This is a genomic window from candidate division WOR-3 bacterium (assembly GCA_016926475.1).
GTDB lineage: Bacteria > SDB-A > SDB-A > SDB-A > SDB-A > JAFGIG01.
Genome location: JAFGON010000010.1, coordinates 20,570 through 35,118, shown reverse-complemented (window position 1 = coordinate 35,118; position 14,549 = coordinate 20,570). Strand labels below are relative to the sequence as shown.

The following is a 14,549-nucleotide window of genomic DNA, read 5'->3' as shown; positions in this document are numbered from 1 at the left end:
ACTTCAAAAAAACGGCCAAAAAAGACTTGAATCACTCGATTGTAGTCAAAAACTGATAAGCTATTTCATTGACGTCGGAAGATGAGCTTATACCTGTCCATGGATCTCCGGGGACGACGATATTCGCGACGACGATGTCTGCTCCGTTGAAAATTGCGCTCCTTGCTTCTTTAAGATCGATACCTCCGGCGGCAGATATAAACACGTCGTACTTGCTTCGGATTTTGTTGATTTGCTTGTATTTGATAACTTTTCCTCGGGTGCTTTCTTCGTCTCTGCCCCTGTGTATGACGACGACATCGGGAGGAGTTTTGAGCTTTAAAAGGACTTTGAGAGGATCTTCTACCCCCAGCATATCTATCATCGAGTAAATCCGCATTTTTGAGCATGTATCAATGAAAAAATTCAAAGTCTCCTTAGGGGCTCCACCGAATACTGTAATCGCGTTTGCTCCGGCTCCAAAGGCGAACCTGACTTCCTTTTCGCCTCCGTCAAGCGTTTTTAAATCGGCGACGACAATGCCGTTCCACATCTTTCTTATCAATTTTATCCCGTTCAATCCTTCCCTTTTAATGTAAGGAGTCCCCGCCTCGATTAGTATTCTGTCGCTTTTTGGAATGTATGGAAGAATTCTCGAAACTTGTTCAGCGTCGTAGTTGAATGCTATCTGCAGGTATCTTTTCCTGGGATTTAACATTTAGCAGTCTTTCAACCTGTGATTTTTTTTATGGTTTCGGTTATGTCCGAAGGCAGATAAAGAACGATTTTTTCGGAAGGATCAGCGGCTATGTCCCTTATTGTCTGAAGAGTTCTAAGGTGAAGCGCGGCGGGATTTTTGGAAAGTGTTTCAGCGGCTTGTCTGAGGTTTTCCGAGGCTTTTAATTCTCCGTCCGAAGCTATTATCACGGCTCTTCTTTCCCTTTCGGCTTCAGCCTGTTTTGCCATCGCCCTTTTCATTTCCGCGGGAAGTTCAATTTCCTGTATTTTTATTGATTCGATATCGACGCCCCACTCCGCTGTCTCGGTGTCTACAATTTTCTGTATGCTCTCTGCGATTTGTACTCTTTCTGTAAGGACAAAATCAAGTTCGTTGTTTCCGACTATGTCCCTCAGAGCCGCTTGCGTGAATTGCCTTACGGCATAGACGTAGTTGTCGATTTTTATTATCGCGTTCACGGGGTTTTCGACTTTGAAATATACTACTGTATTGGCGAGAATGGGTATATTGTCTTTTGTTATGACTTCCTGTCTGGGGACGTCAACCGTCATAATTCTGATATCAACCCTGCGCATATTTTGAATTATAGGGAAGATCCATCTTATTCCGGGGTCTTTGACATGGCTGAATTTACCAAAGGTGAACACCACACCTCTTTCATATTGGTAAATTATTCTGATGCCCCTGAGAATGTAAAAAAAAGAAAATAGCACACTAAACCCTATAAAAATCAACAAACAAGGCATAAAACCTCCTTTTCTATGATTTGTTTAAGTCTATTATAGGTTCGATGGGTTAAAAAACAATTAAATTCCTATAAAATCCAGAATTTTATTCTGCCGGCTTTTATGTCTGGTATTTAATCTCAAGAATTTTTAAAAAAGCTTTCTCGTGTTCAGATGAGCTTCAAAACTGATTCTGTCTTCCAAGTCGAGAAAGTCGATTATCAGTTTTCCTTTAAGATGGTCTGTTTCATGACAGAACGCCCTAGACAAAAGGCCGGTAGCTTCCATGGTGAATTTACGCCCTTGTTCGTCAAATGCTTCCAAGATCACTTTCTTTGATCTTGGGATATCCAGATACAAACCCGGAAGACTGAGGCAGCCTTCTTCGGAGGTAATTTTGTCTTCGGAAAAGGAGATGATCTTGGGGTTGACTGCTACCACGAGTTTTTTTTGGGGTATTTGAACAATGAAAAAATTCCTTAAAATCCCGACCTGGTTTGCCGCGAGTCCCACACCGTCAAGTTCTTTCATCACCGGAATCATTTTTTGAATTAGATCTTTGAGATCCTGGTCGAAATCGACAACGTCGGCCGTCACGGTTTTCAAAATAGGATCAGGATAATGCAGGATTTTCAAGAATCTTCTCTTTTCATTACGAGTCCCAGCTCTTCCATTTGGTCGGTTTGAATATCCCTCGGGCAGTCTTCCATCAAACCGGTTGCCTGCAGTGTTTTCGGGAATGCTATCACGTCTTGAATGCTTTTGGACTGGGTCATAATCATCACGAGCCGGTCGATTCCAGGGGCTATTCCTCCGTGTGGAGGGGGAGCGTATTCAAAAGCGCGAAGCAGAAAACCAAATTTGCTTTCAGCTTGCTCTCTTGAAAGCCCGATTACTGAAAAGCATTTTTTCAGGAGTTCAGGATTGTGGTTTCTTATGCTTCCGGACGCGAGTTCAATTCCGTTCAGCACTATATCGTATTGAAGCCCTCTGACTTTACCCGGGTCTTCGTCTAAGTATTTGATGTCTTCAGAATTCGGCATAGTGAATATGTGATGACAGGGAGTCCAGTTTCCGTTATCGTCTTTTTCGAACAGAGGAAAATCGACGACCCATAAAAAACTGAAATTCTTTTTGATGGCGTTTGTCCTCTTACCAATTTCTAATCTCACCGCTCCCAAAGCTTTTCTTGACTGAGACAATGCACCAGCTACAGCAAAAGCACTCCCGATTTTGTTCTCAGGGTTGATTTGGTATCGCAACATTGGAGTCAAGTATTTTGAAAGAGGCCCGGTTTCTCCTTTTTCTTCGAATTTTATCCAGAGAAGCCCTCCCGCGGAATTGTCCCTGGCGATTCTCTCCAAATCCTCGATTTCCTTTCTCGACGGCAGATAATCCTCAGCCAGAAGACAGATGCAAGATTCAGCATTTTCGAGAATTTTCATGCCGGTTTTTTTTGCTTCTTGGGTGATCTCAAAAAGTTCAAATCCGAATCGGTTGTCGGGTTTGTCTGTTCCGTATCTGGACATGGCCTGTTCGTAGGTCAACCTCTCAAAGGGAACCGCAATGTTTTCGGCGAGAACCTTTTTGAAAACATTGCTAAACATTTCTTCAGCCAAAGACAAAACATCTTCCTGAGACACGAAACTCATCTCGATGTCTATCTGAGTGTGTTCCGGCTGCCTGTCAGCTCTCATATCCTCGTCTCTGAAACACCTTGCGAACTGAAAGTATCTGTCGATTCCGGAGACCATTAGAAGCTGTTTGTATAATTGAGGGGATTGCGCCAGGGCGTAGAATTTGCCCCGATGTATTCGACTGGGCACGAGATAGTCTCTCGCTCCTTCAGGAGTAGGGGAGGTCATGTATGGGGTCTCCACTTCGATGAAACCCTTTTCTGCTAAAAAAGACCTTATGTATTGCACGGTCAAGTGCCGAATCCAAAGGTTGTTGAACATAACCTTTCTTCTCAAGTCCAAGTATCTGTATTTCAGCCTCAATTCAGCCCCTGCTTTTACTTCGTCTTCAGGAAGAAAAGGAAGGGGTATTGTGTCGGAGAGAAGTGAGACGGAAGACGCCTCAATCTCTATTTCGCCTGTGATTATGTCTCTGTTTATCATGTTTTCAGGTCTTTTAACAACTTTTCCCTCTGCGAAAACAGAGGATTCCAACTTGAAGGGTATTTCTTTTACCTTACCTGGATGCATGACAACTTGAACTATTCCGGATCTGTCTCTCAGATCCATGAAAGTCACGCCTCCGTGTTTTCTGATGCTGTTCACCCATCCGCATACCTTGACGATTTCACCTTCAAGTACTGGGTCAATTTCACCGCAGAGATGAGTTCTATAAGTCGTAGAAAAATTGTTTGAATCAGACGGTTTTCTCAAGTTCGCTCTCCTCGTCTTTTATTAGCTGCAGTATTTTCGAAGGTTCTTGACTCAGAATTAAATCGTCTCTCAAAGAATTCTCGTTGAACAGCCGAAGCACAGAAACTAGATTTTCGTGGTATTCGCTTTCATTTTCTTTTGGAGCCGCCAGAAGACCGGCAATTTTTATTTTTTCGCCATCAAAAGTTTCTATTTCAAGCCCCTGTGGGAATATTCCCAAAGAAAAATAGACTCTATCTGTCTGAACCGGCCAAGCCCTGAAAATCATAACTCCTTTTCCGAGTCTCGATGAAATAAGTTCTTCGCGTTTGAGAAGAAAATCTTTCCACAGATTTTTTGTTTCGGACCTCAGAGCCAGAACGCTGACAAGCGAGTCGAGAGTTTGTTCGAAGTTCAGATTATCATTGCTGATAATTATATTTTCGGGTTTTAAAAGTTCGCAGATCAAATTACTCTCCCTTTTTGCATATAACGTGTTTTAAAACTTTCTCAATGCTGTCGACGTAAAAAGGTTTTACGCCTTTCTTTTTTTCAACGGAAATTTGCGAAAAATCCGCAGAGTTTTCTTTCGGCAGAATGACGTTGAAGATACCGGCTCTTTTAGCCGCCAAAACTTTGTTTTCTATTCCTCCAACCGGCAATACTCTTCCTGTCAGAGTTATTTCTCCGGTCATGGCGATATCGTTTTTCAGCTTGACGTTGTTTATCTTGCTGTAGAGCGAAGAGAAAATAGCGACTCCCGCGGAAGGACCGTCTTTTGGAATCGCTCCAGCGGGTACATGAACGTGGAAGTCGTTGTTTATGAAGAAATCCTGCTTTGCGTCTTTTGATTTCATTGTAGATTTCAAATACGTGAGAGCCGCCATGGCAGATTCTTTCATTACCTCTCCAAGCTGTCCGGTGAGTATTAGACTCCCTTTTCCCGGCATGAACACAGATTCGATAAACAGTATTTCACCTCCGTTAGGTGTCCACGCGAGTCCGGTTGAAATTCCTGCTTGAGGCGCCGGAAGTTTCTTTTCGTGAATCTGCCTTGGCGGGCCCAAAAATGCTTCAACCGATTTTTTCGTGATTTGGATCTCTTTTTTCTCAATCGAAGGGGAAGAGGCTATTTTTTTTGCGATTTTTCTGCAAATGTTGGCGATGTTTCTCTCAAGGTTTCTGACGCCGGCTTCGAATGTGTAGTTGGCAATTATCGTTTCAATCGCTTCATTCTTGAAGTTTAAATTTTTATCGTCTAGGCCGTTTTCTTTTAACTGTTTTGGCAAGAGGTGGATTTTTGCTATTTGAATCTTCTCAAAGTTCGTGTAGCCCGGAAGTTCAATAATTTCCATTCTGTCGAGAAGAGCGGGTGGGATTGTAGCCGTCGTGTTGGCTGTCATTATAAACAATACTTTAGAAAGGTCGAAGGAAAGGTCAAGGTAATGGTCCCTGAAAGTGGAGTTTTGCTCTGGGTCGAGAACTTCGAGAAGCGCTGATGCAGGATCCCCGCGAAAATCGACTCCTAGTTTGTCTATTTCATCGAGCATGAAAAGGGGATTTGCAGATTCAGCTCTTCTAATGCCTTGGATTATTCTTCCCGGCATTGCTCCGACGTATGTTCTTCTGTGCCCTCTTATCTCGGCTTCGTCTCTAATCCCTCCAAGAGAGAATCTTACGAATTTTCTGCCCAGGGTCTTTGCAATAGACTGACCGAGGGAAGTTTTGCCCACTCCAGGAGGACCCAAAAAACAAATTATGGGACTCTTGACGTCATTTTTCAGTTTTCTCACTGCGATAAATTCGAGTATTCGCTCCTTGACTTCCTTGAGATCATAGTGGTCCGAGTCGAGAATTTTTTTCGCGTTCCGCAGGTTCGCCTTGTCCTTGGTGTACAAGTTCCAGGGAAGATCCAAAATCCAGTCAATATATGTCCTTGATACTGAATACTCCGCGGAAGCTGGTGGCATTTGGTTTAACCTTTCGATTTCCTTTTCGCACGCTTTTCTCGCTTCTTCTGTAAGTGCGACTTTCTCCATTTTTTCCTGGATTTCCCCTATATCTCTGGCGTTTTCGTCCTTTTCCCCGAGTTCTTTTTTTATCGCTCTCATTTGCTCTCTTAAAAAGTACTCTTTTCTGCTGTCTTCAGCTTTTTCTTCGACATCCCGCCTTATTTTTGATGCAACTTTTGCTATTTTGAGTTCGTCTGTCACTTTTTCCAGTACAAATTTAAGCCTGTCCCTGACATTTGTGGTCTCAAGGATTTTTTGTCTTTCTTTTAAATCCATGTTTATGTGCATGGAAACAAAATCTGCAAGGCTTCCCGGCTTGTCAATTTCCTTTATCACCATTTTCAATTCGGGAGGAATAGCAGGGGTCTCTTCTATAAGATCGATAAAAGCGTTTTGAAGGGATCTGTGGAGCGCTTCTGTCTCAATTCCGGATTCATGTGTATCATCGACCGCTACACATTCCGCTTTTGAGTATTTCCCGCCGTCAAAAATTTTCTGAAGCCGAACTCTTTTTCTGCCTTGAATTATTATTCTGTAATTTTCATCGTAATTCATCAGTTTGGTCACCAGGGAGACGACTCCTATGTCGTAGATTTGATCCTCTTTGGGGGATCCGGCTTCGAAATTTTCTTTTTTTAACGCTGCCACAAGGGATTTGTCCCTTGATTTGAGGATTTCGTTTATCATGTCTATGTCTTGTTGGCTTGAAACCACAACTACAAGAGGAAGATTTGGATATATCAGCTGTTTTTCAAGAGCCAATAGAGGCAGTATAAGCGGGGGAACAACTGGCAGAGGTTTTTTGTCAGAGTAATTGGATTGTTCTTGCAGAATCTATCTCCTTCAAAATCGATAGATAAATGGTTAAAATGCCGCCTGAAAGGTTGGTTTTGATGGAGTCAGGGTCGATTACCAGCGGCAGCACTATTGTTCTGTTAAAAGGATTGTGGCATCTTTCCATAAGGATATATTTTCCTTCGACTGTATGGGCCGGCGGTGTTTTCGAAATTATGGTCAACTTGTTTTTTTCCAGACGAATGAGTATATCGTCCGATTTCAGACCCGGCACTTCTGCGGTGACTACGACAGTCGTTTTTTTTACAACTACATCCATAAAAGGAGTTTCTTCATGGGTTCTGTATTTATACACTAAAACACTCCCTCGAGCGGATTGTTAAAAAAAGAAACCAAAAAATTCTAACCCCTGTTAAAGCCTGGGTAAAGTTCTATAGTAAATACACATACAATAAAAATATATACAATTTGGAGAGATAGACAAGGTCAAAAAGAAAAAATATCCTCAAGAGTTATTTTTTCAATTTTCTTTATGTCCGAAAAATCGTAATTTGAACACTCCGGGAGTTTTTTTGAGAAATCGACTATGTCTTTAACGGAGTTCATGTCCCAGTGTTTAAAAACCGCGCAAGACAACAGCCCCCATTGGTTGTTCGATTCCCTTATCACTTCTTTCACGAAGGAGAAACTGTCCCTGGGGGTGCGCTTTTTGATTACAAAACGAAAAAATTTAGTTTTATTCGATTCCTTCAATTGTTACTTTTCCCGTGCCTTCCTCGAAGAGACCTACTCTGTGAATATTTTCGTTTTTCCCCATAAGGTATCTTTCAAATTCAGATGTCTTTTCCTGCGGAACAGAACAAATCATGCCTATTCCCATATTGAAGGCGAGAAACATCTCTGAAAGGGGTACTCCCCCAAGTTTTTGGAGGATTTTAAATATGGGAGGTATGGTCCAGTTTATCTGGATTTTTGCGTCGAGATTTTTCGGAATGGACCTTTCCAGATTTCCCTTTATACCGCCGCCTGTGATGTGCGCCAGGGCTGAAACGATTTTCTTTTCTTTGACAGCCTGTTTGAGGACAGAAAGGTATGATCTGTGGACCTTCAGCAGAGCTTCACCCCAGCTCGCTTTTAAATCCTCGCTGTAAGAGGAAAAGTCGATGTTGTTTTCTTTTAAAATCTTTCTGGCCAAAGAATAGCCGTTAGTGTGCAGTCCCGAAGATTCTATTCCGTAGATCACATCGCTTTGTTTTATCAAATGTGAACCCAGGACGTCTTCTTTTGCCACCTCTCCAACAATGAATCCAGCGATGTCATATTCCCCCTCGGAGTAAAAACCCGGCATCTCCGCGGTTTCTCCGCCAATTAGAGAGCATGAATTTTCCCTGCAGGCTTTTGCCAGCCCCCCGATCAAGCTTTCGTAGGTCTGTTCGTCTAAACTTCCTGTCGCTATGTAGTCCAAAAAGAACATGGGGATTGCTCCGAGGACGAATATATCGTTCACGCAGTGGTTGACCAGATCCTGACCTACTGTCGAGTGTTCACCGGTCGCGAAAGCGACTTTTAGTTTGGTCCCGACGCCGTCGGCTGACGAAACGAGATAACCCCTTTCGCCATTCGAGAAAAGCGCACCGAAGTTTCCTATGTCCTGGACAACTCTTTCGTCAAAAGTGCTTTTGACGACGTTTTTTATTTTCTCGAGAGCTTTACCGGCTTTCCCAATGTTTACACCAGCGTCTTCGTATTTCATTTCAATGGGTTTGGGGAAGCTAAAAGCTTCCCCAGTAATTTTAGAACCAGAACAACAACGGAAACAACCCGCCCGTTTCTTTTTCAAAATCGACTTCGAAGTAAGCGTCGTCAACCCAAGCAGTTACATCTGTCTGGACATTTACATTTGTAATCGGCGGAATCAGGACCGCTTTGACGTAGAAATCATTGTCGGATTTGAATATTTCATCTGCCCAGATTAGGTCGTCTCTGTTGAGTTCGGCGTTTATCGTGAAATCAGCGGAGTCTCCAAGAGGGCTGAGCGGAGCGAAATCTATCGTGATGATCAGCCTGTGGTTGTCCCTGTTGTAGACAGGATTTGTAGGCGGAACAGCAGTGTTGGTGTCCAGGGGTACGTCTGTTGAATCTGTCTTGCTCAAAAATACATAGATAATGCTGGGTCTGAGGGAGTCAACTGCCCCCGAATCGACGCTCAAAGCGACGTGGCCGTAAAAATGCGCGCGGACAAGTTTCATTTCTATGTCGTCCGGAACATCGAGCCCTGAAACTTTCTCGAAGTCGTAAGGCTTGTTGATTCTGCCTCCGACGTTTGTGTCGAGCCTTTTCGGATCAGATCTGCTCGTGATGTGAATTATCGTGTTACAGCCGATCAGAGCTATGGCGGCTATAGCAATTGTCAAAAAGAGAAGCTTTTTGTTCATTTTTCCTCCACGTAATCGAAGTTCCAAATGGCTTGGAATACAGGCACTACGCCAGTGTTGATCTCATCGATTTCGACGCCTGGTCCGAGGACGCCAAGCATGATTTCACAATTTGAGGCGGCGTTTATACCGAAACCCGCACCCCATTTCATTTTTTCAAGTTCGAAATCGTAACCGAGTTCGGTGTAGAACTTCATCACCCCGAAGGAAAGATCGTTTGCGGCTGTTACAGTCTGGTGCCAGGAATCCGTCTCACCCCAAACCCTTGGGCTGATAAGGTAAATATCAGTATTTTCAACGTATTCTCTTGGATCGATCGAGAAGTCTCCTATGCCTCTTATATCAGTCAAAACTTTGTCAATTTCATAACCGAGGTGGATGGAGCCGAGCTGACGGGATATGAGATAGCTGACTCCGAAGAAAAATCCGTATCCGTAGAGTTTTCCGGTAAGAGTTCCAGTGAGTTCTTCTGTTAGGAGTTCATTTGTGCTCTGCGAAAGAATCGGTGAATAACCGAGAAAATCCCAGTAATAAGCGCCTGTGGAAACGGAAATCGGCAGGTCGCCGATAAATCCGCCTGCTTTGATTTTGACGTTGGGGATTAAAAACACGTCTAACAGAGAATTGGAACCTATTTGCGTATAGTCGTAAAGTCCCACCGCGACGTCTCCTATACCGATTTTTGAATCTCGGTGAGGGAGGATGTATCCTGTCTCGACGCTAAGAGTCCTTGTGGGAAGAACAGCGGACAGAGCCGAAGAGACGAGGAGAAATAAAAGTGCGATAGAATATTTTTTCATCTTTCACCTCGCTTAGTTTTCAATGACGTGAAATTCAACTCTTCTGTTCATCCTCTTGTCTTCTCTTGACCTTTCAGGCGTTATCATAAGTCTTGTCTCACCGTAACCAACCGCGGTTAGTTTGTCGGGAGATATACCTTGGGTGTTTATGAGGTAGTTGCGAACAGAATTAGCCCTTGCTTCTGAAAGCGTCTGATTGTGAGAGTTGCTTCCGTCGCTGTCCGTGTGTCCTTGAATTTCTATCCGGACATCAGGGTTCTCTTTGAGAAGTCTGGCGACCTGATTTAGGACAGTATAGGACTCGGGAAGCAAGTCAGCTTTGTTGACCTCGAAATTGATGTTGTGGAAAACGAGTTCGGCTTTCTCTTTGAGAAGGTTGAACTCTGTCACCAAAACCTGGTCGCTTGCGAGGTCGAAGCCTTTTCTCGAAGGTATGTATCCGGTCAAAAACGCTTCAAAGGTGTATGTGCCCGGAAGAAGAGTTATTTCGAATTTACCATTTTCGTCAGTGTCTATCGTGAGTGTAGTGTCTCCTGAAATGTTTATGGAGGCGGCTATAGGCGAGGTCGTTGCGTCGGATTTAATTTCGTAGACTATACCGCTTATCATTCCCTGTTCTTTGTCAAGGACGAAATCTATGTCCGTCAACGAGTCTTCGGGATATACAAAAACAGGTCTAGGATTCGCCGAGGAATAGCCTTCTGCGTTTACGTTGACTTCAAAATACCTCGGCGCAGGTATTTCTGAGACATACCATGAACCAAACTCGTCTGTCGCTAAACCGGGGAATACGAATTCGTCTACAGTTGTGTCGGTGAAAGTGACTTGAGCGTTTTGAATTCCGGTCATCGTCCTCGAGTCGGTCACCGTGCCGGCTATCCATGCGAGTTTCGGGCGTTCCGGGATAAAATCGTAAGACCAACCGAATCCAACGGATGCGAGCCATTCAGGGCTGAAAGCGTAACTTTCGACGTTGTATTTGTCGTTCGATGTAAGCCTGAAATCATACGCTATATCGAGGTAGAGACCCGGGAGAGACGTGAATCTGATTCCGGGAGTAAGCCTCAACGGACTCGCTATGCTGTCTGGGGAAAGGACAAAAGTTCCCGTCGCTTCGACGAAAGGTTCGAAATATTTTCCCTTGAAAGAAGCGCCGATTCCGACGTTTATGGTCTGGTATTCATTGTAACCCAGGTAATTGTATCCAAGCACTCCTCCGAAGGAAAAAGGAGATTCCGGAATGGGCTTGAAGGTTCCTATAATGCTGACTCCTCCGCCAAAACCCTGCCTGAAAGTCCTGAATATCCCGCCGTTCCAAGTTATGTCGTCTTCGCTGACTCTGATTGTGTCTGGAGTGGTCCTTCGCGTAAAAGTATCTTCTCTTTCTGGACCCGTGGGGAATATTATCTGAATGAGACCGCCCATAGTGAATTTTTCGTTTATTGGAATGGTCCTTTTGTAGAAAAGGGACAAGTCTCCTATGGATGAACTCACTATGCTGTTTCTGCCGAAATATTGAAAAGTTCCGAGAGAATCACTCTCTATTATCCCTGGGTTGTCAGGTCTTATGTGAATGTGCTGGGCTATGAAACGGTCGTAATAAAATACCCAGGTCAGGCCGAATTCATCAAAGTCCGTTATCGCATAGGACATTCCAAAAGGGATTGTGACGCACATCAAAGCGTCTCCAGTTTTGACTATGGTGTCCCTGACGGTAGTGTCGACCGTATAAACGGGGCCTGTCCAAGTTGTGTCGTAATAGACCAGCGTGGTCGGAAAAGAATCTTCAAAAGAATAGTAGTTGAGCATAAACCTCGAACCTATCGTGAAAGTACCTTTTCCGAGATTGTAGGCGGAAGGTATTCTAAACCAGCCCCCGGATCCGTCGAGGCTAACTCTGGCGTTCAGAGAAGCAATTGGTATCAGAAAAGCCACCGCGACGAGCAAAACAACCGAAAATTTGCTCTTCATGCACCCTCCTTTTTGAATAGCAACAATTTCTTTACATTTTAGTTTATTTAGAAAGTTGCCGCAATGAAAATCAACGCCAAAAAAGATAAATAAAAGCGACCGATGCCAAAGTCGAAAAAAGTGTAAAAGGCAGTCCTATTTTGACGAAATCTAAAAACGGCACTTTGTATCCTCTTTTTCTCAGCAGACCGACAGCGACAATGTTCGAAGAAGCTCCAACAGGCGTTATGTTTCCTCCGATGGAAGCTCCGAGTGTGACCGCGAAAGCGAGGGAAAGGGATTGAATTTGATCAAAACCTATATGCGAAGACATTGAAATACAAATAGGAATCATAGCGGAAACGAAAGGGACGTTGTCAATGAAAGCCGAAAAAAGCATGCTCGAGAGCGCAAAAAAGACGAAAGTCAAGGTAAAATTACCCCTCGTTTTGTCTCCTATAAAAGCGGCTACGGTTTCGATGACTCCGGCCTTACTCAATCCAGACACGAGAATAAAAATACCCATCAGAAGGAAAACGGTTTCGAAATCGAATTCTCTGAGAATTCTTCTCAAAGTATTTGTCTTTCTCTGTTTCAATTTCCAAAAAAACAGTCCAGACGAAGCGAGTATCATGCACAGAATTCCTCCCGTGAAATCAAAACCGAGCTTAAGCACGGATAGAAAAACCAGCCCCAACGTGAGGAAGATCAAAAGAAAAGCAGGAACCCAGGAGAGGACTTTAGTTTCTTCAACCTTTTCCAAGGGCTGTTTGAGGTTTTTGAACTTGAAATAAAGAAAGCTTAGCCCAGCTAAAGCGCCTAATTGAACCGCGAAAAAAATCCCGGGTCTTCCGAGTTTGAAAAAGAAATCGTTGAAATTCATGCCTGTATTGACCGCTAGAATTATGCTGGGAGGATCTCCGATCAGAGTAGAAGCTCCTTCAAGGTTTGAAAAAACTGCCGAGGAGACGAGAAAAGGCAAAGGGGATACTTTTAGTTTTTCCGCTATGCTGAAAGCGACAGGAGCGACAATCAGCAGGGCGGCTACATTCTCGCAAAATATCGATATAGCACCGGAAAACGCCGATACGAGGACCAACGCGAAACCCGCGGTAGAGGCTTTTTTTGTGATTTTTTCGGATATGAATTCCGGAGCCCGGGATTTCATGAAAAGGTCAGCGAGAATCATTGTGCCCGTGAAAATTCCCACTATATTCCAGTTGACCCCTCGGTAGAGGATTTCGCCGTTTTGAAAGGCGAAGCCGAAGGCTGAGTCCAGATCCAGGAGCCGGAATGAAAATAAAGAAGCGACGGCGAACCACGAAGCGAGGGCTTTGTGTTTTTCAAGAAAAATGAAAAATACGTAAATGTTGAGAAAGACGAAAGAAGAAAAAAACATTTCGTTGACTTGTGAAATTCTGCAGAAAAGAGAAAGCGCCAACAGCCCTGAGCCTGATACAAGGAGGAAATAATTGTTATTTCTTTTCCGCGCTAAGACTATCGAGACAACATAAAAGACCTGCCACAACAAAACGCCGGCGTATGTTGGAAAAGGCATTTTTCGTCAGTTAAGCTCGATATCGGTCAGAGAATATTCTCCTGTGGAATCGCTGAAAAAGATTATCCCTTTCGAAGGCGCCAACACATAACTCCTCGTGTATGTCGAAATATGGTTGCCGGTCAGAGACGAGGATTCTTCAATGTTTTCGGTAATCTGCACTCGATAACAGCTGTTGTATGTTCCTGCGGGAACTGTGTAATTGTCGAGTTTTGCCAGGGTGACGCCAGTTGTTATTTTCACATCGTAAATTGACCCTGCAATGTTCAGGCTGTTGGTGAAGATCTCTGACCACCTGTCGCCGTCGATAAACGGGAGCTTAAACAAATCCGCCCATCTGTTTTCGACGATATAAGAATAACCTCCGAAGTCTTTGATCATTTTTCTGTGGGTTTTCACAGACCCATTGTCTTTCCATGCGTAGAAATTTGTCCCGTTGAAATCCCAGACCGAACAATATCTTCCTTCGTAGAAATAATTGACTTGCGTGACGGACACCGTCACTGTATTGTTCGCGGAGTCGGTGTAAACCCAGAAACTTCCCGTGTCCGGAAAGGGAAAGTATTCCTCGGACAAACGCGAAAGATTCGTTTCGCTTGAACACCCTATGAAAAGAACGACTACAATAGAAATAATCATGACGGCTTTCATTTCAACTCCCAACCTTTAAGCCAAGCCCCAACATTATCAGAGAAGAGCGGGATTTTTCCAGAGAAATGCCGTAAGAAAAATCTCCGATTATTCCGACGCTTTGATTCAATTCAAACGTCAAACCCAAAGCCGGAAAAATCCACGGAATATACGATGTCTCAGAAGAATTTTCGGTGCTGATTTTAGTCAATGAAACACCCGTAGCAAAAGCAAAAGAGATATCGTTTCTCGGCGTCAGGTTGAAAAGATGCCTTCTCAAACCGCCTTTCAGAAGTAATATCGTAAGACTTAAATCATCTCTCTTTTCGCCCCTGGCTTGGATGAAAGAAAATTCTGAAAAAGGGTAAAAACCGGCGAATTTTTTCCCGAATTGGGTTCCGATTGCAAGGGTTCGCCCGTTGTCGAAATAATCGGAAGACAGGACTGAAACCCCTGGCGATATAGAAGCGTTGAAAGCGCAGATATTAACGCCGTAAAATATCAACATCGCCGAAAAAAATAATCTGTTCATGATGCTCCCCGTTTTGAGTTTTTTT

At 43.7% G+C, this 14,549-nt stretch carries 15 protein-coding genes; all 15 read right to left on the bottom strand.

Annotation, left to right across the window (positions count from 1 at the left end; all coding sequences use genetic code 11):
* Positions 1–31: 31 nt before the first annotated feature.
* The 15 genes from JXA84_00740 to JXA84_00670 all read right to left on the bottom strand — a co-directional run bounded on the left by JXA84_00740 (position 32) and on the right by JXA84_00670 (position 14,524).
* A complete protein-coding gene (locus tag JXA84_00740; protein MBN1149732.1) occupies positions 32–697 on the bottom strand; it encodes an orotidine 5'-phosphate decarboxylase in 666 nt (221 codons plus the stop codon).
* 11 nt (positions 698–708) lie between these two features.
* Positions 709–1,464 carry a slipin family protein gene (locus JXA84_00735; GenBank protein ID MBN1149731.1) on the bottom strand — a complete coding sequence of 252 codons (756 nt, stop codon included), beginning with the start codon at positions 1,462–1,464 and terminating at the stop codon, positions 709–711.
* Between the two features lie 129 nt (positions 1,465–1,593).
* Positions 1,594–2,079: a peptide deformylase gene (def, locus tag JXA84_00730; GenBank protein ID MBN1149730.1), complete on the bottom strand. Its 486-nt coding sequence runs from the start codon at positions 2,077–2,079 to the stop codon at positions 1,594–1,596.
* Positions 2,076–3,833, bottom strand: coding sequence for an aspartate--tRNA ligase (gene aspS / locus JXA84_00725; protein ID MBN1149729.1), 1,758 nt, complete (start codon positions 3,831–3,833; stop codon positions 2,076–2,078). The genes def and aspS overlap by 4 nt, the downstream gene beginning before the upstream one ends.
* A complete protein-coding gene (locus JXA84_00720; GenBank protein MBN1149728.1) occupies positions 3,817–4,281 on the bottom strand; it encodes a PTS sugar transporter subunit IIA in 465 nt (154 codons plus the stop codon). Before JXA84_00720 ends, aspS begins: the two co-directional genes overlap by 17 nt.
* A 1-nt stretch (position 4,282) precedes the next feature.
* A complete protein-coding gene (lon, locus tag JXA84_00715) occupies positions 4,283–6,586 on the bottom strand; it encodes an endopeptidase La (protein ID MBN1149727.1) in 2,304 nt (767 codons plus the stop codon).
* A 43-nt stretch (positions 6,587–6,629) separates the two neighbouring features.
* Complete coding sequence (locus JXA84_00710) at positions 6,630–6,974, bottom strand: Hsp20/alpha crystallin family protein (GenBank protein MBN1149726.1); 345 nt, start codon at positions 6,972–6,974, stop codon at positions 6,630–6,632.
* Between the two features lie 131 nt (positions 6,975–7,105).
* Positions 7,106–7,297 (bottom strand): hypothetical protein, encoded by a 192-nt coding sequence (locus JXA84_00705; protein MBN1149725.1) that lies wholly within the window; start codon positions 7,295–7,297, stop codon positions 7,106–7,108.
* A 58-nt stretch (positions 7,298–7,355) separates the two neighbouring features.
* The gene (locus JXA84_00700; protein ID MBN1149724.1) at positions 7,356–8,372 is read right to left on the bottom strand and encodes a phosphoribosylformylglycinamidine cyclo-ligase; all 1,017 of its coding nucleotides are present in this window, start codon (positions 8,370–8,372) and stop codon (positions 7,356–7,358) included.
* Positions 8,373–8,412: 40 nt separating this feature from the next.
* Entirely contained in the window at positions 8,413–9,054 is a 642-nt protein-coding gene (locus JXA84_00695) for a hypothetical protein (GenBank protein ID MBN1149723.1), read from the bottom strand.
* Complete coding sequence (locus JXA84_00690; protein ID MBN1149722.1) at positions 9,051–9,854, bottom strand: hypothetical protein; 804 nt, start codon at positions 9,852–9,854, stop codon at positions 9,051–9,053. The genes JXA84_00695 and JXA84_00690 overlap by 4 nt, the downstream gene beginning before the upstream one ends.
* Before the next feature lie 12 nt (positions 9,855–9,866).
* The gene (locus tag JXA84_00685) at positions 9,867–11,825 is read right to left on the bottom strand and encodes an OmpA family protein (protein MBN1149721.1); all 1,959 of its coding nucleotides are present in this window, start codon (positions 11,823–11,825) and stop codon (positions 9,867–9,869) included.
* Positions 11,826–11,895: 70 nt separating this feature from the next.
* Positions 11,896–13,362 carry an anion permease gene (locus JXA84_00680; GenBank protein MBN1149720.1) on the bottom strand — a complete coding sequence of 489 codons (1,467 nt, stop codon included), beginning with the start codon at positions 13,360–13,362 and terminating at the stop codon, positions 11,896–11,898.
* A gap of 6 nt (positions 13,363–13,368) precedes the next feature.
* Positions 13,369–14,013, bottom strand: coding sequence for a hypothetical protein (locus JXA84_00675; GenBank protein MBN1149719.1), 645 nt, complete (start codon positions 14,011–14,013; stop codon positions 13,369–13,371).
* Position 14,014: 1 nt separating this feature from the next.
* Positions 14,015–14,524: a hypothetical protein gene (locus JXA84_00670; GenBank protein ID MBN1149718.1), complete on the bottom strand. Its 510-nt coding sequence runs from the start codon at positions 14,522–14,524 to the stop codon at positions 14,015–14,017.
* Between the last annotated feature and the right edge of the window lie 25 nt (positions 14,525–14,549).

Coding starts and splice junctions, on each gene's coding strand:
- JXA84_00740 (MBN1149732.1), bottom strand. CDS start 697: ATGTTAAATCCCAGGAAAAGATACCTGCAGATAGCATTCAACTACGAC.
- JXA84_00670 (MBN1149718.1), bottom strand. CDS start 14,524: ATGAACAGATTATTTTTTTCGGCGATGTTGATATTTTACGGCGTTAAT.
- JXA84_00690 (MBN1149722.1), bottom strand. CDS start 9,854: ATGAAAAAATATTCTATCGCACTTTTATTTCTCCTCGTCTCTTCGGCT.
- JXA84_00695 (MBN1149723.1), bottom strand. CDS start 9,054: ATGAACAAAAAGCTTCTCTTTTTGACAATTGCTATAGCCGCCATAGCT.
- JXA84_00700 (MBN1149724.1), bottom strand. CDS start 8,372: ATGAAATACGAAGACGCTGGTGTAAACATTGGGAAAGCCGGTAAAGCT.
- JXA84_00685 (MBN1149721.1), bottom strand. CDS start 11,825: ATGAAGAGCAAATTTTCGGTTGTTTTGCTCGTCGCGGTGGCTTTTCTG.
- JXA84_00680 (MBN1149720.1), bottom strand. CDS start 13,362: ATGCCTTTTCCAACATACGCCGGCGTTTTGTTGTGGCAGGTCTTTTAT.
- JXA84_00675 (MBN1149719.1), bottom strand. CDS start 14,013: ATGAAAGCCGTCATGATTATTTCTATTGTAGTCGTTCTTTTCATAGGG.
- JXA84_00735 (MBN1149731.1), bottom strand. CDS start 1,464: ATGCCTTGTTTGTTGATTTTTATAGGGTTTAGTGTGCTATTTTCTTTT.